We start from the raw sequence: 19,825 nt of genomic DNA on the forward strand, positions 1-19,825 counted from the left end.
CCGCACGAGCCCGGCGGGGCCTCCGGCTGTACGGAGGCCCCGCCGTTCCCCGGTCGATCAGAGGTTGCCGCGCTTCTCCTGCTCGCGCTCGATGGCCTCGAACAGTGCCTTGAAGTTGCCCTTGCCGAAGCCCATCGAGCCATGGCGCTCGATCATCTCGAAGAAGACCGTCGGACGGTCCTGGACCGGCTTGGTGAAGATCTGCAGCAGGTAACCGTCCTCGTCGCGGTCGACCAGGATCTTCAGCTCGCGCAGGGTCTCCACGGGGACCCGGGTCTCGCCCGCCCACTCGCCGAGGGTGTCGTAGTACGAGTCCGGGGTGTCCAGGAACTGCACGCCGGCAGCCCGCATCGCCTTCACGGACGCGACGATGTCGTTCGTGGCGAGCGCGATGTGCTGGACGCCCGCGCCACCGTAGAACTCCAGGTACTCGTCGATCTGCGACTTCTTCTTCGCGATCGCCGGTTCGTTGATCGGGAACTTCACCTTGAGCGTGCCGTCGGCGACGACCTTCGACATCAGGGCGGAGTACTCGGTGGCGATGTCGTCGCCCACGAACTCCTTCATGTTGGTGAAGCCCATGACCTTGTTGTAGAACGCCACCCACTCGTTCATCCGGCCGAGCTCGACGTTGCCCACACAGTGGTCGATGGCCTGGAAGGTGCGCTTGGCCGCCGGCTCGACGATGGGCGCGGCCTCGGTGAAACCGGGGAGGTACGGGCCGTCGTAGCCACCGCGCTCGACCAGGGTGTGGCGGGTCCTTCCGTACGTGGCGATGGCGGCCAGGACGACCGTGCCGTGCTCGTCCTTCAGCTCGTACGGCTCCGTGATGCCCTTCGCGCCGTGCTCGACCGCGTACGCGTACGCGGCGCGGGCGTCGGGGACCTCGATGGCGAGGTCGACCACGCCGTCGCCGTGGGCGTTCACATGGTCGGTGAGGAAGGTGCCCCACTCGGTGGACGCCTTGATGACGGAGGTGAGGACGAAGCGGGCGGAACCGTTGGTCAGGACGTAACTCGCGGTCTCGCGACTGCCGTTCTCCGGTCCGGAGTAGGCGACGAGCTTCATGCCGAAGGCGTTCGAGTAGTAGTGCGCCGCCTGCTTGGCGTTGCCCACGGCGAAGACCACCGCGTCCATTCCCTTGACCGGGAAGGGATCGGCCTGCCGGGCGGTGTCGGGGGTGGTGTGCAGAGTCTCAGTCATGTCCGAAGGTTCCCGCCGCTTCGCAAGGTGCGCAATAGTTCACATAATCGCTGGTCAATCTGTACAGCGAGTGGTGAGGACGAGCGGGCTATCCGTACAGGGTGCCCATCAGGAGGCGGATCATGGCGATCGATCATCTGGACGGCCGGCTCATCGTGCTGCTGGCCCGTGAGCCCCGCATCGGCGTACTGGAGGCCTCGCGGCGGCTCGGAGTGGCGCGCGGGACCGTGCAGGCGCGGCTGGACCGTCTTCAGTCCAATGGCGTCATCCGCGGCTTCGGCCCCGACGTCGATCCGGCGGCGCTCGGCTACCCCGTCACCGCGTTCGCCACGCTGGAGATCAGGCAGGGCCAAGGCGCCGACGTGCGGGCCCATTTGGGTGGCGTGCCCGAAGTACTGGAACTGCACACCACCACCGGCCACGGCGACATGCTCTGCCGGCTCGTCGCCCGGTCCAACGCCGATCTCCAGCGGGTGATCGACCGGGTTGTCGGTTTGGATGGCATTGTCCGGGCATCCACGGCCATCGTCATGGAAAACCCGGTCCCTCTGCGTATTCTCCCGCTCGTCGAGCAGGCTGCCCAGGACACCGACTGATCCGAGGAGCGTCATGTGAACTTCTGGGAGTACGTGAGCACCCGGCACCAGCAACTGTTCACCGACGCGTTCCAGCACGTCAGCGCCGTCTTCCAGTGCATGGTCGTCGCCACCGTGCTCGGTGTCCTGATCGGCGTGGTCAGTTACCGCAGCGGCTGGGGCGGTTCGCTGGCCATCACGTCCACGGCTGCGATCCTGACCATCCCCTCGCTCGCCGCGATCGGCCTGCTGATCCCTTTGGTCGGGCTCGGGGTTCCGCCCACCGTCATCATCCTGACGCTGTACGGGCTGCTGCCCATCGTCCGTAACTCCATCGTCGGACTGCGGGGCGTGGACCCGGCCCTCGTCGACGCGGCGAAGGGCATCGGGATGTCACGGACGGCGCGGCTGTGCCGCGTGGAACTGCCGCTCGCCTGGCCGCCCATCCTCACGGGTATCCGGGTCTCCACCCAGATGCTGATGGGCATCGCCGCCATCGCCGCGTACGCCTCGGGTCCCGGCCTCGGAAACGAGATCTTCCGCGGCCTGGCCTCGCTGGGCAGTGCCAACGCCATCAACTCGGTCCTCGCGGGCACGCTCGGCATCGTCGTACTCGCCCTGCTCTTCGACGCCGCGTACGTCCTGCTCGGGCGGCTGACCATCTCGAGGGGGATCCGTGCCTGAAACCGCCACCGGGCCGACGGAGGCATCCGCGGCCGGCACCACCACCTCGGGTGCCACCATCCAGCTGGAGAACCTCACCAAGTCCTACCCGGGCAACCCCGGTCCGGCCGTCGACAACGTCTCCATGGACATCAAGGCCGGCGAGACCGTGATCCTCGTGGGGCCCTCCGGCTGCGGGAAGTCCACCACCCTGAAGATGATCAACCGGCTGATCGAACCGACGTCCGGCCGGATCAGGATCAACGACGAGGACGTCACCGACATCGACCCGGTGAAGCTGCGCCGCAGGATCGGGTACGCGATCCAGTCCTCCGGGCTCTTCCCGCACATGACGGTCGCCGAGAACATCGCCCTCGTACCGAAGATGACCGGCTGGTCGAAGTCCGGCGTCAAGGACCGGGTCGAGGAGATGCTCGATCTGGTCGGCCTGGATCCGCGGGAGTTCCACGGACGCTACCCGCGGCAGCTCTCCGGCGGCCAGCAGCAGCGCGTCGGCGTGGCGCGGGCGCTCGCCGCCGACCCGCCGGTGCTGCTCATGGACGAGCCGTTCGGTGCGGTCGACCCGATCACCCGCGACCACCTCCAGGACGAGCTGATCCGGCTCCAGCACGAGCTGCACAAGACGATCGTCTTCGTCACGCACGACTTCGACGAGGCGATCAAACTGGGCGACCGGATCGCGGTGCTGCGGGAGCGTTCGCACATCGCGCAGTTCGACACTCCGGAGGCCATCCTCACCAATCCGACGGACGACTTCGTCTCCGGGTTCGTGGGTGCGGGCGCGGCGCTGAAGAGGCTCAACCTCACCCGCGTACGGGATGTGGGGATCGCCGACTTCCCGACGGTGACCGTCGAGGACCCCCTCCAGTCGATCTTCGACAAGCTGCGCGACGGCTCGCACAACGAGCTGCTGATGCTGGACCGCAGGAACCGCCCGTACAAGTGGCTGCGGCGTGGCGACCTGATGCGGGCCCGCGGCTCGCTGGCCCGGGCCGGCCAGCTGGTGCATGACACGGTGACCCGGGACGCGACGCTCCACGACGCGCTGGAGGCGGTGCTGACCGACAGCAGCGGGCGGGTCGCGGTGACGGGGCGGCGCGGGGAGTTCATCGGCGTCGTCGACATGCACACGCTGATGAATTCCGTGCAGGAGCTCCTGGAGGCCGACCGGCTCGCCGCGATGGAGGACCAGGACGACCTGGAGGACCTGCGGGTCCATCGGACCGAGCAGGAACCGGAGGGGGGTGGCAGCGGCGTATGAGTCCCAGCCGGCCCGCACCGCCCGGGCGTGATCCGTCCGAGGCCCGCCCGCCCGACGATCACGACGTGAACGGGGACGCCTTTCGTGATGCCGAGGAGGCGGAGCCCGTCCCGCCGCCGCCAGGCCCGCCGCGCCGGATCACCTGGCAGAGGCTCGTACTGGTGCCGGCCGTGCTCGCGGTCGTCCTGGCCGTGACCTACGTGTGGATCTCCCACGTCGAACTCGACTCGATCGCGGAGAACTCGCTGGCGGGCGGCAATGTCCAGCTGCGCTGGTGGCAGCACGTCAGGCTGACCGCGATCTCCACCTTCTGGGTGCTCATCATCGCCATTCCGCTCGGCATCGCACTGACCCGGCGCCGCCTGACCAAGGCGGCCCCGGCGGTCACGGCCCTCGCCAACATCGGCCAGGCGACCCCCGCGATCGGGCTGTTGGCGCTGCTGGTGATCTGGCTCGGCATCGGCCCGTCGACGGCGATCATCGGGATGGTGATCTACGCGGTGCTGCCGGTGCTCTCCAACACGGTGGCCGGCCTGAAGGCGATCGAGCCGACGCTCGTCGAAGCGTCCCGGGGCATCGGCATGTCGCCCATGGGGACGCTCACCAAGGTCGAACTGCCGCTCGCCGTCCCGCTGATCCTGGCGGGCGTACGGACAGCTCTGGTGCTCAACGTGGGCACGGCGACGCTGGCCACGTTCGGGGGCGGCGGCGGGCTCGGGGACCTGATCACCTCGGGGATCCAGACGCAGCGGATGCCGGTGCTGGTGCTCGGTTCCGTGCTGACGGTGGTGCTGGCACTGCTCGTGGACTGGCTGGCCTCGCTGGTCGAACTGGCGCTGACGCCGCGCGGGCTGGGGGAGTCGTGAGGACACCGCGCACAGGGCGCATCCGTGCCGGTCTGGCTTCGGCGACCGTGCTGGCCGTCGTGCTCGCCGGGTGCGGGCTGAAGAGCGGGTCGCCGCTGGTGGACGACGTGGTGCCGGGGTCGGTCGGACAGGGGCAGCCGCTGGACGGCGCGTCGCTGACGGTGACCTCGAAGAACTTCAGCGAGAACATCATCCTGGGCCAGATGATCGGCCTGGTCTTCGAGGCGGCCGGCGCCGAGGTCCTGGACCGGACGAACCTGCCGGGCTCGATCAGTGCGCGCGAGGCGATCGCCCAGGGGGACGCCGATGCGATGTACGAGTACACGGGCACGGCCTGGATCACCTATCTGGGCCACGCCGAGCCGATCGTCGATCCCCTGAAACAGTGGCAGGCCGTGCGGGACGAGGACCTCGGCAACGGCGTGACCTGGCTGCCGCAGTCCACGCTCGACAACACCTACGCCCTGGCCATCAGCAAGAAGAACAACGCGAAGTACAAGCTGAAGACGCTGTCGGACGTCGCCGCGCTGGCGAGGAAGAACCCGTCGGCGGTGACGATCTGCGTGGAGAACGAGTTCGCCTCCCGCGACGACGGGCTGCCCGGCATGAAGAAGGCGTACGGGCTGTCGATCCCCGCCGGGAACGTCAAGAAGATGGACGCCGGGATCATCTACACCCAGGTATCGAAGTCCGGCTCCTGCCTGCTGGGCGAGGTGTACACCACGGACGGGCGGATCAAGTCGATGAACCTGGATGTGCTCGAGGACAACAAGCACTTCTTCCCCAACTACAACGCGGCGCCCGTCATCCATACGGCGACCCTCGAGAAGTACCCGGAGATCGCCGAGCTGCTGGACCCCGTCACCGCGAAGCTGACGACGCCACTCGCGCAGGAGCTCAACGCCAAGGTGGATGTGGAGGGGCAGGACCCGCACGAGGTGGCCAAGGAGTGGCTGATCGCGGAGGGGTTCATCGAGGAGGGCTGAGCGGAGGCGGGGCTTCCGAAAGCCGATGCAAAAAAGCGTTGCAAAGCAATCTTTGCGCGGTGTCGCGGGCGGCATGCTCAACCCGATCCTGGCGACGCTGAGCCCTCTGGTGTTCCCTGCCTGGCGCACGATGGACGGGCCGGGGGCGCCGGTCAGCAGCTCGGGACCTTGCCCCCCTGTTCAAGGGCCTTCAGCGAGGACACCGCGTTCTTCAGTGTCGTGACGGGGATCAGCGACAGGCCCTTCGGCTGCTCCGCCTTCGCCTCCTGGCACTCGGCCCTGGGGACGAGGAAGACGGTCGCACCGTCGCGCCGGGCGGCCTGCGTCTTCAGGGAGACCCCGCCGACGGCGCCGACCGTGCCGTCGGCCTCGATCGTCCCCGTACCGGCGACCGTGCGGCCACCGGTCAAGTCGCCGCCGGAGCCGTCACCGGCCAGCTTGTCGATGATGCCGAGCGAGAAGAACAGGCCGGCACTGGGGCCGCCGACGTCGGCGAGGTGCAGAGTGATGTCGACCGAACCGGGGGCCTTGCCGAGGTACTTCAGGGCCGCGTCGACGGCGACGTCCTGCGACTCCACCATGTCCTCGATGTTGTGCTGCTCGATCTCCTTCTCGGAGCCGCCGGTCGGGTAGACGGAGTCGCGGGGCATGACCGCCCGGTCCGTCCTGAACCAGCTGTCGACCACGTCGCCGATCCCGACATCGGCCGTCGGCCCGGTGGCGACGATGGTCGTCATCCGCAGTTCGCCGTCGGTGGGGCGGGTCGGCGCGCCCTTGATCGTGATGACCGGCTTCCCCTGGTCGTCCCCGAGGACGTCCGCGGTCGTCCCGGGCTGCGCCAGGGTGAACGGCAGCGGCGCGAAGGCGGCCGTGCCGAACAGGGCGAGGACGGGCAGCGCGCAGAGGGCGAGGATGCGGGGGCGCGAGAGACGAGTGAGCACCCGCCCAATCTATCCGCCGCCGTGCGCCCCCTGCTCCGCAGGACAGTGCCGGGGGCCGGGTCTCCCCGCCTCCCGGCACTGTCCCGGGGGCCGAGGTGACTGGGCCCCCACCTGCTCTCAGCGCAGCGCGTCCGCGACCTCCCGGGCGGCGTCGAGCACGCGCGGGCCCACCCGCTCCGGTACGGCGTCGGCGAGCATCACCACACCCACGCTGCCCTCCACCCCGGACACCCCGACCAGCGGCGCCGCTGCGCCGCAGGCGCCGGCTTCGAGCTCGCCGTGGGTGAGCGTGTAGCCGGGATGGTCGGCGACCGCCTTCTGCCGGGCGGTGAGAATCGCCCGGCCAGCGGCACCCCTGTCCAGTGCGTGACGGAAGCCGGCCCGGTAGGCGACGTGGTAGTCGGTCCAGGTCGGTTCGACGACCGCGACCGCGAGCGCATCGGCCCCGTCGACGAGCGTGAGGTGGGCGGTCGCCCCTATGTCCTCGGCCAGGGAACGCAGCGCGGGCAGCGCCGCCTCCCTGACGAGCGGATGCACCTGGCGGCCCAGGCGCAGCACGCCCAGGCCGACTCTGGCCCGGCCGCCCAGATCACGACGGACGAGGGCGTGCTGTTCCAGAGTGGCGAGCAGTCGGTAGACCACGGTGCGGTTGACGCCGAGTTTGTTGGACAACTCGGTGACGGTCAGGCCGTGGTCGGTATCGGCGAGCAGTTTGAGGACACGCAGTCCCCGGTCGAGCGTCTGAGAAGTCTCCGCGGTCACGACGCCCTCTCCCTCTTGGTGAGCGGGGCGGTTCTCCCGGAAGTGAGACGCCAGTCCCAGCGGCGACGCACGGAGAGGCCGCCGACTGGCCATGGCACCGGCTGCGCTCCGCGGCCACGCTGCCACGGGGCGTTCATGTTTCGGGGACATTAGCGAGCGAGTCCGCTCAGCGGAAGCCCTCGTCCAGAATCCGGTCGCCCCCGGGAACGCGATGACATAACCGCCGGTCAGCGCGGAACCGTCCGGAACGCGAACATCTACGCGCGTTCAAGTCGGGTGACGTCATCGCGACGCTCCGTACACCACACGTGAACGGTTGTTAACCCATCGTGAATAAAAGTTTCAAATTTTTTCCCGCGCACCCGCGTCGCACCGGGACGACGACGGCGGGCCGGTGCGGGACACACTCCCCCCGCACCGGCCCGCCGTCGTCGCTCCTGCCGTCCCGGTTCACCTCACCGGCAGCCGCTCACCGCATCCGGGTGGCCCACTCCTGGACCTTTTTGATCCGGTCCTGGATCTGCCCGGCCGTCGCCTCCGCGCTCGGCGGGCCGCCGCAGACCCGCCGCAGCTCCGTGTGGATCACTCCGTGCGGCTTGCCGCTCTGATGCGTGTACGCCGACACCATCGTGTTGAGCTGCTTGCGCAGGCTCAGCAACTGCTTGTGCGTGACCACCGGCCGCCCCTCGGCCGGCTTCTCCAGGAGATCGGCCTCCGAGGCAGGCTTCTGGCGGCTGTGCGCGATCTGCCGGGTCTGCCGCTTCTGGAGGAGCAGCTGCACCTGGTCGGGTTCGAGCAGCCCCGGGATACCCAGGTAGTCCTGCTCCTCCTCGCTCCCCGGGTGCGCCTGCATGCCGAACTCGGCACCGTCGTACAGCACCCGGTCGAAGACCGCGTCGGACTCCAGAGCCTCGAAGGGCAGCTGCTCCTCGGTCTCCTCGTCCTCGAGCTTCTCCGCGTCCGCGAGGAGCTGGTCCTCCTCGGCGAACGGGTTCTCCTCGTCGCTGCCCTTCTTCGGCTTGTCGAGTACGTGGTCGCGCTCGACCTCCATCTCGTTCGCGAAGTCGAGCAGCATCGGGATGGTCGGTACGAAGACGGAGGCGGTCTCGCCGCGCCGCCGCGACCGTACGAAACGGCCGACAGCCTGCGCGAAGAAGAGCGGGGTCGAGATGGTGGTGGCGTACACGCCGACCGCGAGGCGCGGCACGTCGACGCCTTCCGACACCATCCGGACCGCGACCATCCAGCGCGAACCGTCCTCGGTGAACTGGTCGATCCGCTTCGAGGCGGCCTTCTCGTCCGAGAGGACGACGGTCACCTTCTCGCCGCTGATCCGCTTCAGGATCTTGGCGTACTCGCGCGCCGACTCCTGGTCGGTCGCGATGACGAGGCCGCCCGCGTCCGGAATGCCCTTGCGCACCTCGGTGAGCCGCTTGTCGGCGGCGCTCAGCACATTGGGGATCCAGTCGCCCGTGGGCGACAGCGCGGTGCGCCAGGCCTGCCCGATGGCGTCCCTGGTCATCGGCTCACCGAGCCGGGCAGCGATCTCGTCACCGGCCTTGGTGCGCCAGCGCATGTTGCCGCTGTAACTGAGGAAGATCACGGGGCGGACGACACCGTCGGCGAGCGCGTTGCCGTAGCCGTAGGTGTAGTCGGCCGAGGACCGCCGGATGCCGTCGTTGCCCTCCTCGTACGCCACGAAGGGGATCGGGTTGGTGTCCGACCGGAACGGCGTACCGGTGAGTGCAAGCCGCCGGGTCGCCGGGTCGAACGCCTCCTGGCAGGCCTCGCCCCAGGACTTCGAGTCACCGGCGTGGTGGATCTCGTCGAGGATCACGAGCGTCTTGCGCTGCTCGCACCTGTTGCGGTGCAGCATCGGACGCACGCCGACTCCCGCGTACGTGACCGCGACCCCGTGGTACTCCTTGCTCACGGGCCCGGCGCTGTAGTCGGGGTCGAGCTTGATGCCTATGCGCGCCGCGGCCTCCGCCCACTGCTTCTTGAGGTGCTCGGTGGGTGCGACGACGGTGATCTGCTGCACGACGTGGTGGTGCAGCAGCCATGAGGCGAGGGTCAGCGCGAAGGTGGTCTTCCCCGCGCCGGGGGTCGCGACGGCGAGGAAGTCGCGCGGCTGGTCCTGGATATACCTCTCCATCGCACCCTGCTGCCAGGCTCGCAGCTTGCCGGCCGTACCCCAGGGGGCGCGGCCGGGAAAGGCGGGTGAGAGGTGGTGGGAGGCGGTAGTAGTCACGGTCTCCGGTTCGGGTCTCTCGGGTACGTGGGGCGCTGTCCTCACGGGCCGGGACGGGCTCGCACGCAATACGACAACCGGGCCACCCTACCGGCGGGCGGCGCGGAACCCCGTACGAATCAGCCGTGGTTCGGCACTGCTGAGACCCGCTTCACAGGAGACGGCTACTTGGCGAACCCGGGCAGCTGCTCCGCGATCTTGGGCATGTCCAGCGCCCCTTGGCACACGTCCAGCACGAACCGCTCGGCTTCATCCACGTCGAAGCCGGCGTCGAGCGGATGCCCGTTCATGTGCAGGAAAACCCAGGTCGCGTACCAGGCGATGCGCTTGTTGCCGTCCACGAGACCATGGTTGCGGGCCAGGGACTCCATCAGCGCCGCGGCCTTCTGCCACACGTCCGGATAGGCATCCTGGCCGAATACGCTCGCCTGCGGGCGCGCCAGCGCCGAGTCGAGCAACCCGTAGTCACGCACGTCTGCTGCGCCGAGCCGCTCCGCGAGGTTGAGCAGCTCGGGCAGGGTCAGGTACTGCATCAGGCGAGCCTCCGGTTGAGCTCCTCACTCGCCTTCAGCACATGATCCGCCGCCTCGTTGAAGAGGCGTGAGTGTTCGTTCATGGCAGTGATCACCGCATCGTGGGCGAAGGACTGCATGCTTCGCCCCTCCGCCTCGGCACGCGCGCGCAGGGCGTCCAGCTCTTCCTCGGTGAACCGCAGATTCAGACCGGCCATGGACGAATGGTACCGCGCAGTACCACGCGGTGCTACGCGTCCGTCCGCACCCGCGTAGCCACCCACGCCCCCACCAGCGCCACCCCCGCCATCGGCAGGAACACCGCCGCGAACGCCCCCGGGTGCGACCCGGCGGCCCCGCTCCCCACCGCCCCGTGCGCGGCCGCTCCCACCGCACCGCCGCCCAGCGCGGCGAACGCCGCACCGCCGCCGGCGAGCAGGAGCACGTTCGACAGCCCGTCCGAGATCTGCAGGGCCGCGGAGTTGCCGCCCGCCTCCTGGGGGGCCGACAGCTTCAGCAGCAGCACGCTCGTCGACGCGATCACCATGCCCATGCCGAAGCACCCGAAGGCCCACGCCACGGCCACGATCCAGACCGGCACGGACTCGATCAGCACGCTCGGCGCCGCCGCGATCGCCAGGGCCACGAGGACCATGCCCGCGACCATCAGAGGCTGCCTGCGCGCCTCCAGGCGGGGCCGGGCCAGTACGTACGAGCCGAGCGCCCACGTCAGCCCCCCGGCCGCGAGCGACAGCCCTGCCATCGTCGGGGACAGCCCGCGCTGGGTCACCAGCATGAGAGGTACGAAGGACTCGGCGGCGATGAACGACCCGGCCGACACCCCGCGCAGCAGGATCACGGCGGGCAGCCCCCGCGCGGCCCGCATCGTCCCCCGGGGCAGCAGCCCGCGCACGGCGGGCACGAGCAGCGCGGCACCGATCACCGCCGGGACCAGCGATGCCCACCGCAGCTCCTGCCCGGCGAACTGGAGCAGCCCCGCACCCAGCGAGATCCCGAGCGCGAGCCGGATACGCCTCCCGTCGAACGGCTCGGCCCCCGCCGCGGCGTCCGTGGGACCGGCCGCCATCCGCCGTATCGCGGGCAGCGCCAGGCCCAGCGGCAGCACGATGAGCACCGGGATCCCGACGAAGACCCAGCGCCACCCGAGATGCTCGGTCACCGTCCCCGACGCGAGCGGCCCGACGACGGACGGGACGATCCAGGCCGCCGAGAACGCGGCCATGATCGCCGGCCGGATCCGCTCCGGGTAGGCCCGCCCGATGACGACGTACAACGCCACGATCACGAGCCCGCCGCCGACGCCCTGGACGGCCCGCCCCAGGATGAACATCCACATGCTCCCCGCCGTCCCGGAGAGCAGCAGCCCGGCCCCGAACGAACCGATCCCGGTGGCCAGCGGCGCGAGCGGCCCACGCCGGTCGGCCCACTGCCCGGAGAGCACCATCGCGAAGAGGCTGGTGGTGAAGTACGCGGAGAACGCGAACGCGTACAGCGGGATGCCGTCCAGTTCTCGGGCGGCCACCGGCATCGCGGTACCGACGGCGGTCGCCTCGAAGGCGATCAGCAGCACGACGGAGACGATGCCGATGCTGAGCGCCCGGTGGGTCCGGCCCAGCACGCCCTCGGGCGGGGCGGCGTCGACGGTGTCTTCGAAGGGGCTGGTGACGTCGGCGTCACGCGGTTCCAGGGCACTCATGGAGCCAACAGTAAGGGGCAAACAAGCAAGTGAACCCTGTCGGTGGACGGGACCGCGCTCATCCCTTGGTCGTAGGACCGCCCGCCGGAACATGAACGCGGCATGGCAGTCGCATTGCAGCGCGCCCGACACCCTTGAGGCCCCTGCGTCCCGCGCCTAACGTCGACATCAGAACGAAGAAGAGGCACATGGCCGTGTGCCCGAGTGGTTTAGGGGCTCGACTGCAACTCGAGTTACACCGGTTCGATTCCGGTCACGGCCTCCAGCGGGAGAACCCGAAAGGGAACGGCCGCCCCCATGGTGCGGGGGCGGCCGTTCCTGTTCTCCGGGGCCACCGGGTCACACGGGGAGAAGGAGTGGGCGACGGTCGCGCAGGCATCCTTGGGCGCCCTGGGCGCCCACGATGACTGGCCGCGCGAAGGAAGCGAGACACCGGAGGTCGGCCTCTCCGGTGTCAGCCATGCCACGCTACGTGGCCGCCGGCAGTACGGAGGGAATGACGGGAGGCGTCGCGCACCCCATTTCTTCCGTCACCGACTGAGCGAATGCCCTCAGCAGGCCCCACCGGAGTTCCGCTCCGAGACTCAAACCCGACACGTCGAACTGGAGCGGCAGATCGGACGACTGCGACTCAGCTGCTCCGGGCACCGCGCATGCCGCGAGCAACTGCATTCGGGCCGGACCAGGCTCCGGTGCCACGTACACCGATTCGTTCACCTGACGCCACGTCCGGCTGTTCTTCGGACTGTCCAGCAGCCCGAATGAGAGAACGGACCACTTCACCGATACATCGATTGTGCCGCTGAGTTGATCGCCCTCGAACGCATCCATTCGGCAACCAGTGTAGGAGTTGTGCAGCAGATCCGACTCCTGCCACTGCTTCGCCTCCCGTACGAGACTGTCCGCCAACACATCCGCCTGAGGTGTCCCGCTCACCTCGACATCGCTTCCGCCCGTCGTCTTGACGGCCGCCTCCACGTTCCCGGCACCGAGCAACGACTTGCACCGCCCCAGTTTTGGGGATTCTGCGCGTTCCTCACCCCCGGAACATCCCGAAAGTAGACCGCCGATGACCAGAACCGCGATGACGGTCAGCCGGTTCGAGTTGCGCAGCATCATCACTTCACCCTCCCTTGATCACTGGCCGCCGTGTTTCACACAGCCTGAGGCCCGGCCCTTTCGCATGCCCGGCCAGGAATCAGCCGACGAACCAGGTCCCGGCTACTTCGGCGTGAGAACCGGGGTCTCGGGCAGTCCAGCATCCCGCTCACAGCCCAGTTCCTTGACGAGTGCCAGCGCTCCAGCGTGCAGGATCTCCATGTTGGCGTTGCGGAATCGACGGCTATCGGGCGCATCACTCTCGCCGCGCCCGAAACCTCCGTAGATGCGGAGCGGGACCTTCTCCGATCCCTTGATCTGAGGGCTCACACACTCCAGGTAGAGCGACGCGCCTCCCTCCCGGACCTCGGACTTCTTCCCCATGGTGTAAAGCTCCGCGCCGGCGGGCCCACCCGGCTCCTCCACATCCTGCGGTGCGTACATGGAGAACTTGATCCCTGCCCCATCCCCCAGCCCCCCACCCTTCGGGTCGAGTTCGCACAGGTCCGCACCGGTGGCTGAGCTACGACCGGCCGCGTATCCCCGTTTCAGGGCATTGACGACGTTACTCATCGCCTTGCCCTTGTTCCCGGTCGCGAAGAACTCGGTATCACCTGTGACTGCCTCGACCTGCTTCGCCAACGGACCGGCGAAGAGACCGTCGCAGGCCTCTTCGGCACCGACAAATGTCCTCTCCTCGCTCTCGCCGTCAGCTCCACAGGACACCAACCCGAAACCCGTGGTCAGCACCAGCCCAGCGACTACAAGCAAACGTCTTACCCGCACGGCTCCCGCATCCTTCATCTCTAAGCCTTGTCCCCTGTCTCGTCAGCCGGTTTCCGGAGCCCTGCCCTGCTGATTCTCGCGGTCGTTGCCCGTCGAATATCCGGCCCGCATGGAATTCCTTCAGGTCCTGCCCGAGTTCGCTCTTCCCGTCGATGCCGTTCCGTGCCATGAACTCTTCCATCGGAGCCTCAGCCATGGACTCGCCGGAACGGTAGATCCTGTTCCACTCCTCCTCGGTCAGCTCTTCAGCCTTCTCCTTGCTCTTGTCCACCGAGTTGTCCGAGATATCTCCGACGACTTGCCCGATGATCTGCTCCGCAGCACCGCCCGCGGTGTCGGTTGCCAACGGAATGAGGACGGCGGCCGCGCCCACTGCGGCAGTCGCGGGCAGGAAGGCAACACCAGCCGCGACGCCGGCCGCCGCACCGAACTCGACCCAGCCCGTGCGCTTGGCAACAGCCTTCTGCGCAGACCGCTTCGTCCGAATCACGCGGCCACCGACCTACTCACCGTATCGGTTTCATATTCACCGGCGCCGAGTGGACGAAGGAAGGCGTTCGCAATTCCGGGCGAAAACGGCCGGGTGCCTGTACACCGGCCCCAGCACCCCTCGGACGGGACGGGCGCGGGGCCCTCGCCGAAGGGCCGGAGCGTAGGATCTGGCGCCTTGTCCAGGAGCGGGTTCACGGGGAGTGCGTGCATGGGTGTCGTCGTCTTCTTGTTCGTCATAGCCGCGGCGTTTCTCGTCGTGGCGCTTGTCGGCCCGTACCGGCTGTACTGGCGGGCTCGCCCGCAGGCGGCCGGACAGCCGTCGGACGGGGCGCTCGCGTTCGGGCGGGTCGCCGCGTTCGGGGTCGCCGGGGTGTTCGTCTTCGGTGGCTGTTCGGTCCAGGCGGACGTCGACAAGGGTTCCTGGAGCGCGAGCGAGGTCCGGGAGGCCGCCGCGGACGCCGCCGAGTCGCTGGCCGCCGAACCACAGATCCGCCGCGACCCCTCTGACGGCTACGCCTCGCTGATCGAGGCGGACGTCACGCGGGCGGGTGAGGACCAGGGGCCCTCGTACCGCATCTCCGTGGAACGGGCCGGGGACGGGCAGGACTACGAGATATCCGCCGGCGGCTCCGACACCACCGTCTGCATGCACGTCACGGAGGAGAAGTCCGCACAGGGCGGAATCTTCGTCCCGGGAGCGGACGGCAGCAGCAACTCCATTCCTGAGTACGACCTGGCCGCCGCCGTCGACGACGGCGCCTGCTGAACCGACAGGCGCCGCCGGATCAGGACTTGGAGGTGGCCGCCACCGCCGCCTGCGGGCGGATCGGGAGGCGGTTGACCGGGCGGCCCGTGGCTGCGCGGACGGCCGAAGCCACCGCTGCGGGGGACGTCACCACCGGTACCGCCGAGGCCGCTTTGGCCCCGAAAGGTGCAATCACGTCGCGTTCCTCGACCAGTTTGACGATGCGAATGTCCGGAGCGTCCAGGGACGTCGGAAGTGCGTACCCGGTGAGGTCCGGGTGGCGGACCAGGCCGCGGGTTGTGCGCAGGTTCTCCGTGAGGGCCGCACCGATGCCCTGGGTGATGCCTGCCTCGATACGCGTCGCCAGCTGGGACGGGTTGAGGACCCGGCCGACGTCCTGGGCGACCGCCATCTCGACCACGCGGATCGAGCCGAGCTCGATGTCGACGTCGACCACCGCACGGACCGCGCAGAAGGCCAGGCCGACGAAGGCGTCGCCCTGGCCCGACTCGTCCAGGGGTTCGGTGGGGTGGGGGCGGCACTGGGCCGTGGCCCAGAGTTCCTTGCCGTCCATCGCCTCCATGACCGTCGTGGAGAGCACCCCGTCGTACGAGGTGATCTTGCCGTCGGCGATCTGGAGGAGCTCCGTGGACATGCCGAACTTGTGGGCCAGGGGCTGGAGGAGCTGGGTGCGGACCATCTTGGCCGCGCGTTCGACCGCGCCGCCCGAGACCCAGGTGTGGCGGCCGTGTGTCGCCGGGCCCGCGGGGGGCTGGTCGGTGTCCACCGCCGCTACGTGAACATCTTCGATGCCCAGGGTCTCCTGGACGATCTGGCGGGCGAGCGTGGTGAAGCCCTGGCCGGTCTCGACGGCCGCGCAGATGACCGTGGCGACGCCGTCGTGGACCCGGACGGTGGCCGTGGAGACCTCGTCCGTACCCTCGGCGCCGAGCATGTGGACCATGCCCAGGGCGTAGCCGACGCCGCGGCGTACGGCTCCGGGCTCGCCTGCGCCCTCGGGGCCGCCCGGGAGCAGCCAGTCGTCCTCCGGGGAGTCCTTCGGGAGCGCGGGGAGCGGGAAGTCCCGGACCTCACGGAGCAGTTCCGCCACCGGGGCCGGGCAGGTCACGGTCTGACTGGTGGGGAGGATGTCGCCGGTGGACAGGGCGTTGCGAAGACGGAGTTCGGCCGGGTCGATGCCCAGCTTCGCCGCCAGTTTGTCCATCTGGCCCTCGTAGGCCGCGCAGACCTGCATCGCACCCTCACCGCGCACATGGCCGGAGGGCGGGTTGTTCGTACGGACCGCCCAGCCCTCGATGAAGGCGTGCGGGACCACGTACGGACCACAGGCGAAGGCCACCGCGGCGGCCAGGGATTCGGACGAGGAGTCGGCGTACGCGCCTGCGTCCAGGAGGATCTGTGCCTCGACCTTGACCAGCCTGCCCTCCGTGTCCGCGTGGTGGCGGTAGCGGAGCAGCGTCGGGTGGCGGTGGGCGTGGCCGAGGAAGGACTCCTCGCGCGTAGCGGCCAGTTTGACCGGGCAGCCGGTGCGCAGGGCGAGCAGGCCGAGCGGGATCTGGAAGCCGGGGTCCTCCCGGTCGCCGGTCGCTCCGGGGACGCCGGTGACGACGACCTTGACCCGGTCGGGCTCCAGGCCGAAGCAGGCCGCGGCGAGGTCGCGGTCGGTGTGCGGGTCGGTGGACGCCGTGTAGAGCTCCACGCCGCCGTCGGGGCGGGGCACGGCGAGACCGGCCTCGGCCCCGATCGGGGCGGGGTCCTGGCGGCCTATGCGGTACAGGCCCTCGACGATGACCTCGCCCACGGTGTCCGGGTCGCCGTAGCGCAGCGGGATGTGGCGGATGAGGTTGCCGTCGGGGTGGAGCGGTTCGGCCGCGAAGGCCTTCTCCGGGTCGGTGACCGGTTCGAGCACCTCGTACTCGACCGCGATCGCCGCCGCGGCCAGGCGGGCGGTGTCGGGATGGTCGGCGGCGACGGCGGCGATCGCCTCGCCGTGGTGACGTACCAGGTCGGAGGCGAAGACGGGGCGGTCGACGACACTGCGGCCGTAGGCCCCGTCACCGGGGATGTCCTCGTGGGTGACGACCGCCCGCACGCCCGGCATCTCGGCGGCGGCCGAGGTGTCGATCGACAGGATGCGCGCATGGGGGTGCGGGGATCGGAGCACGGCCGCCCACAGCAGGCCCTCCGCCCAGAGGTCGGCCGCGTACGGGAACGTGCCCTCGGTCTTGGCACGGGCGTCGGCCGGCGGGAGCGAAGCGCCCAGACCGAGCGCGGGCGCCTCCTCGTCCGGGCCGGTTCGCTCGGTCTGCGGGGGGTTCGTGCGGGTGGTGCCGGTCGCGGTGGCTGCGTCGTTGCTCACGCCGCCTCCTTGTCGTTCGCCCCGCTGCGGCAGCAGCTGATGGTGGAGGTGTGGGTGGTGTGGGTGACCGGTGCTGACGGAGGCGCGGTGCTCACCGGGCGTCTCCCTCGTGCGGGTGTGTCCGGACGTTGCCCGCGCCCGGGGCAGCCTGGTGCGGGATCCGCGGTTCCTCGGCGTCGGGGGCGTTGGCCGCCTCCGCGGTCGCCTCCCGGCCCGCGACGACCTCGCGTACGGCATCGAGCACGCCCCGGTAGCCGGAGCAGCGGCAGAGGTTGCCGCACAGGGCCTGTCGCGTCTCCAGCTCACTGGGGGCGTGGTTGCCCTCCAGGAGGTCGTGGACGGTCATGGCCATCCCGGGGATGCAGAAGCCGCACTGGACGGCCCCGCAGTCGGCCAGGGCCCGCTGGACGTCGGACGGTTCCCCGTCGACCGCGAGGCCCTCGACCGTACGGACCTCGCTGCCCGCGGTGGTGGCTGCGGGAACCAGGCAGGAGGCCACGAGACGGCCGTCCACCTGGACGTTGCAGGCACCGCACTCGCCCTGCGAGCAGCCGTCCTTGGCGCCGGCGAGGCCGAGGCGCTCGCGGAGCACGTACAGGAGCGACTCGCCGATCCAGGCGTCGGTGACGGGGCGGTCCACGCCGTTCACATGCAGGACGTACGAGGCGGCGGGGTGCTCGCTGGCGGTATGCGAGAGGGCGGTGGAGGGCTCGTCGAATGCCGGGTCGGGCGCGGTGGCGTCATCGGATACGTCGGCTGCCTCGGGAGCCTCCTCGGGCTCACCGGGTGCACTCCGGGGGTCATCCTGCGCGTTCCCGGGCGTGCCGGAAGGCCCAGGGGCCTCGGCGGAGGTGTCCTCCCCGGGAGCCTCCAGCTCCGTCCCGGACTCCGCGGCTTCCGGCTCGGGCTCCGCTACGGCTTCCGGCTCGGGCTGCGGCTCGGGCTCCGGCGAAGCCGGGGCCACGTCCGAGGTCGACTGCGTGGCCCACGGCGCGGAGGCACCGCCGGGCAGCGTGGCCGGGGGGGTGTCCGCGTACCACTGGGACGCGAGCGCCGAGGCTGCGAACTCACCGGACTCCTCCGGGAGGTCCCCGTCGGCGACCGGGATCGTCCACTGACCTGTGTGCCCCGCAGGCTCGGCCGGGGCGGGGGCGGGGTCCGGCGGGACGGCCTCGGTGAAGTTCCACTGGGCCGTCGTGGACGACGTCTGCCCGTACTGCGACGTCTCCGGGTACTGCTGCCGGTACGGCTCCTGCTGGTGGTTCGGGTCCGGCCAGTGGACCGTCTCCGACGCCGGCTCCGTGCCCGCCGCGCGGTCGGCCCGCTCCTGCTGGCTCTGCGTCTGCACGACCCAGCTGCCCGTCGCGGCGGGGTCCAGCCCGGCCGCCGGGGTCAGCGGGAGGATCATCGGCGGTACGTAGCCCTGGCCGGGCGCGGCCAGCGGGTCGTTCCCGAGGTTCGCGAGGTCCTCCGGGGGCAGGTGGACGAACGCGGTCGCCTCGGCGTCGTACTCGCCGCCCTGCGGGGTCGGCTGCCAGCCGCCGTACGGGTCGGGCTGTCCGTGCTGCTGCTCGGGGTTCTCTTCATTGCTCACGACAGTGCCCTCCCCAGCGCGCGTCGGGCGAGCGCGGCGACCGTGCGCCGCAGGTGGAGTACGGCCGGGGGCAGCGGTGGTACCTCTCCCCCGCCGTCCGGCGGTGCCTGGTCCGGGATGCAGGCCGCGGCAACGTACTCGCCGAAGGCGGCCAGCGCGTCGGGGGCCAGGCCCCGCTCGCCGTCCCAGTCGATCAGGGAGGCGATCCAGCGTTCGGCCTCCAGCGGCCGCAGCGGCATCGGGGCGATCGCGCCGACCGCGCAGCGCACGCCGCGCCGGGCCGGGTCCAGGACGATCGCGACGGAGGCGGTGGCACGGCCGGGGCCGGTGCGGCCGGTCGCCTTGAGGAAGATCTGGGGGGCGTGCAGCAGCGGTACGCGGACGAAGCCGATCAGCTCGGCGGGCTCGAGCATCTCCCGCCCGGCCAGCAGGTGCGAGACGGGAATCTCGCGGCGCGAGCCCTCCGGTCCCGCGATGACCAGCTCGGCCTCGAGGGCCGCCAGCACCGGCAGGGAGTCACCGGTCGGGGCCGCGGTGGCGATATTGCCGCCGAGGGTGCCCGCGTTACGGATCTGGGGCGGGCCCGCGGCTCGGGCGGAGGCGGCCAGCGCGGGGATGAGGGCGGCGAAGTCGGGCCGGCCCATGCGTGCGTGGGTGAGACCGGCCCCGAGCAGGGCGTGGCCGTCCTGGTAGTGCCAGCCGCGCAGCTCGCTGATCCGGCCCAGGCCGACCAGTCCCGAGGGGCGCATCAGCCCCTTGTTGACGGCCGCCATCAGGTCCGTGCCACCGGCCACAGGAACGGCGGCAGGCATGGCGCCGAGAGCCGCCACGGCCTCGTCGAGCGAGGCCGGCAGCGTTACCGACTGCATCGCCTGCGGTGCGTGCGTGGTCAACCCAGCTGCCCCTTCCCGGTGTCCCGGCAGTCCCGCCTGTCCGCCGTACGGTACGTGCTCACGGCCGGGACGTGGCAAC

18 protein-coding genes, 1 tRNA gene and 1 pseudogene are annotated in these 19,825 nt (G+C 70.1%); 7 read left to right on the forward strand and 13 right to left on the reverse strand.

Annotated features, from left to right (window positions below):
- Window positions 1-57: 57 nt before the first annotated feature.
- Window positions 58-1,203: a 4-hydroxyphenylpyruvate dioxygenase gene (gene hppD, locus ACFWBQ_RS06855; RefSeq protein ID WP_385484894.1), complete on the reverse strand. Its 1,146-nt coding sequence runs from the start codon at window positions 1,201-1,203 to the stop codon at window positions 58-60.
- Window positions 1,204-1,325: 122 nt separating this feature from the next.
- On the opposite strand from hppD, the gene ACFWBQ_RS06860 reads away from it, so the two are divergent.
- The 5 genes from ACFWBQ_RS06860 to ACFWBQ_RS06880 are packed head-to-tail and all read left to right on the forward strand — an operon-like array spanning window position 1,326 to window position 5,575.
- Complete coding sequence (locus tag ACFWBQ_RS06860) at window positions 1,326-1,799, forward strand: Lrp/AsnC family transcriptional regulator (protein ID WP_385484896.1); 474 nt, start codon at window positions 1,326-1,328, stop codon at window positions 1,797-1,799.
- Window positions 1,800-1,814: 15 nt separating this feature from the next.
- A complete protein-coding gene (locus ACFWBQ_RS06865; protein WP_385484898.1) occupies window positions 1,815-2,462 on the forward strand; it encodes an ABC transporter permease in 648 nt (215 codons plus the stop codon).
- A complete protein-coding gene (locus ACFWBQ_RS06870) occupies window positions 2,455-3,723 on the forward strand; it encodes a betaine/proline/choline family ABC transporter ATP-binding protein (protein ID WP_385484900.1) in 1,269 nt (422 codons plus the stop codon). The genes ACFWBQ_RS06865 and ACFWBQ_RS06870 overlap by 8 nt, the downstream gene beginning before the upstream one ends.
- On the forward strand, window positions 3,720-4,589 hold the full coding sequence (locus ACFWBQ_RS06875; RefSeq protein WP_385484902.1) for an ABC transporter permease: 870 nt from the start codon (window positions 3,720-3,722) through the stop codon (window positions 4,587-4,589). The genes ACFWBQ_RS06870 and ACFWBQ_RS06875 overlap by 4 nt, the downstream gene beginning before the upstream one ends.
- Window positions 4,590-4,609: 20 nt before the next feature.
- Entirely contained in the window at window positions 4,610-5,575 is a 966-nt protein-coding gene (locus ACFWBQ_RS06880) for a glycine betaine ABC transporter substrate-binding protein (protein ID WP_385485037.1), read from the forward strand.
- Between the two features lie 152 nt (window positions 5,576-5,727).
- On the opposite strand, the gene ACFWBQ_RS06885 is transcribed toward ACFWBQ_RS06880, so the two are convergent.
- The 6 genes from ACFWBQ_RS06885 to ACFWBQ_RS06910 form a co-directional block, all read right to left on the reverse strand.
- A complete protein-coding gene (locus ACFWBQ_RS06885) occupies window positions 5,728-6,516 on the reverse strand; it encodes a S16 family serine protease (RefSeq protein WP_385484904.1) in 789 nt (262 codons plus the stop codon).
- Window positions 6,517-6,633: 117 nt separating this feature from the next.
- Window positions 6,634-7,278 (reverse strand): IclR family transcriptional regulator, encoded by a 645-nt coding sequence (locus ACFWBQ_RS06890; protein WP_056798545.1) that lies wholly within the window; start codon window positions 7,276-7,278, stop codon window positions 6,634-6,636.
- A 469-nt stretch (window positions 7,279-7,747) separates the two neighbouring features.
- On the reverse strand, window positions 7,748-9,529 hold the full coding sequence (locus ACFWBQ_RS06895; RefSeq protein ID WP_385484907.1) for a DEAD/DEAH box helicase: 1,782 nt from the start codon (window positions 9,527-9,529) through the stop codon (window positions 7,748-7,750).
- Window positions 9,530-9,693: 164 nt separating this feature from the next.
- Window positions 9,694-10,062: a type II toxin-antitoxin system death-on-curing family toxin gene (locus ACFWBQ_RS06900; protein WP_385484909.1), complete on the reverse strand. Its 369-nt coding sequence runs from the start codon at window positions 10,060-10,062 to the stop codon at window positions 9,694-9,696.
- Complete coding sequence (locus ACFWBQ_RS06905) at window positions 10,062-10,259, reverse strand: Arc family DNA-binding protein (RefSeq protein ID WP_385484911.1); 198 nt, start codon at window positions 10,257-10,259, stop codon at window positions 10,062-10,064. Before ACFWBQ_RS06905 ends, ACFWBQ_RS06900 begins: the two co-directional genes overlap by 1 nt.
- Window positions 10,260-10,291: 32 nt before the next feature.
- Window positions 10,292-11,758 (reverse strand): MFS transporter, encoded by a 1,467-nt coding sequence (locus tag ACFWBQ_RS06910; protein ID WP_385484913.1) that lies wholly within the window; start codon window positions 11,756-11,758, stop codon window positions 10,292-10,294.
- A 190-nt stretch (window positions 11,759-11,948) separates the two neighbouring features.
- Here ACFWBQ_RS06910 and ACFWBQ_RS06915 point away from each other — a divergent pair.
- Window positions 11,949-12,023: transfer RNA gene (locus ACFWBQ_RS06915), tRNA-Cys, on the forward strand.
- A gap of 203 nt (window positions 12,024-12,226) precedes the next feature.
- Here ACFWBQ_RS06915 and ACFWBQ_RS06920 read toward each other — a convergent pair.
- From ACFWBQ_RS06920 to ACFWBQ_RS06930, 3 genes and pseudogenes are all read right to left on the reverse strand, one after another.
- On the reverse strand, window positions 12,227-12,880 hold the full coding sequence (locus tag ACFWBQ_RS06920; RefSeq protein WP_385484915.1) for a hypothetical protein: 654 nt from the start codon (window positions 12,878-12,880) through the stop codon (window positions 12,227-12,229).
- Window positions 12,881-12,979: 99 nt separating this feature from the next.
- Window positions 12,980-13,606 (reverse strand): hypothetical protein, encoded by a 627-nt coding sequence (locus ACFWBQ_RS06925; protein WP_385484917.1) that lies wholly within the window; start codon window positions 13,604-13,606, stop codon window positions 12,980-12,982.
- A 78-nt stretch (window positions 13,607-13,684) separates the two neighbouring features.
- Window positions 13,685-14,108, reverse strand: a pseudogene (locus ACFWBQ_RS06930) (hypothetical protein); the annotation flags it as partial.
- Window positions 14,109-14,342: 234 nt separating this feature from the next.
- Here ACFWBQ_RS06930 and ACFWBQ_RS06935 point away from each other — a divergent pair.
- Window positions 14,343-14,900, forward strand: coding sequence for a hypothetical protein (locus tag ACFWBQ_RS06935; protein WP_385484919.1), 558 nt, complete (start codon window positions 14,343-14,345; stop codon window positions 14,898-14,900).
- Window positions 14,901-14,919: 19 nt separating this feature from the next.
- Here the strand turns inward: ACFWBQ_RS06935 and ACFWBQ_RS06940 are convergent, their stop codons facing one another.
- From ACFWBQ_RS06940 to ACFWBQ_RS06950, 3 genes are all read right to left on the reverse strand, one after another.
- Window positions 14,920-17,259: a xanthine dehydrogenase family protein molybdopterin-binding subunit gene (locus ACFWBQ_RS06940; protein WP_385484921.1), complete on the reverse strand. Its 2,340-nt coding sequence runs from the start codon at window positions 17,257-17,259 to the stop codon at window positions 14,920-14,922.
- Window positions 17,260-17,350: 91 nt separating this feature from the next.
- A complete protein-coding gene (locus tag ACFWBQ_RS06945; RefSeq protein WP_385484923.1) occupies window positions 17,351-18,853 on the reverse strand; it encodes a 2Fe-2S iron-sulfur cluster-binding protein in 1,503 nt (500 codons plus the stop codon).
- Window positions 18,850-19,746: an FAD binding domain-containing protein gene (locus ACFWBQ_RS06950; RefSeq protein ID WP_385484925.1), complete on the reverse strand. Its 897-nt coding sequence runs from the start codon at window positions 19,744-19,746 to the stop codon at window positions 18,850-18,852. The genes ACFWBQ_RS06945 and ACFWBQ_RS06950 overlap by 4 nt, the downstream gene beginning before the upstream one ends.
- Window positions 19,747-19,825 lie beyond the last annotated feature (79 nt).

Source organism: Streptomyces sp. NPDC060035, from assembly GCF_042736635.1.
Taxonomy (GTDB): domain Bacteria; phylum Actinomycetota; class Actinomycetes; order Streptomycetales; family Streptomycetaceae; genus Streptomyces.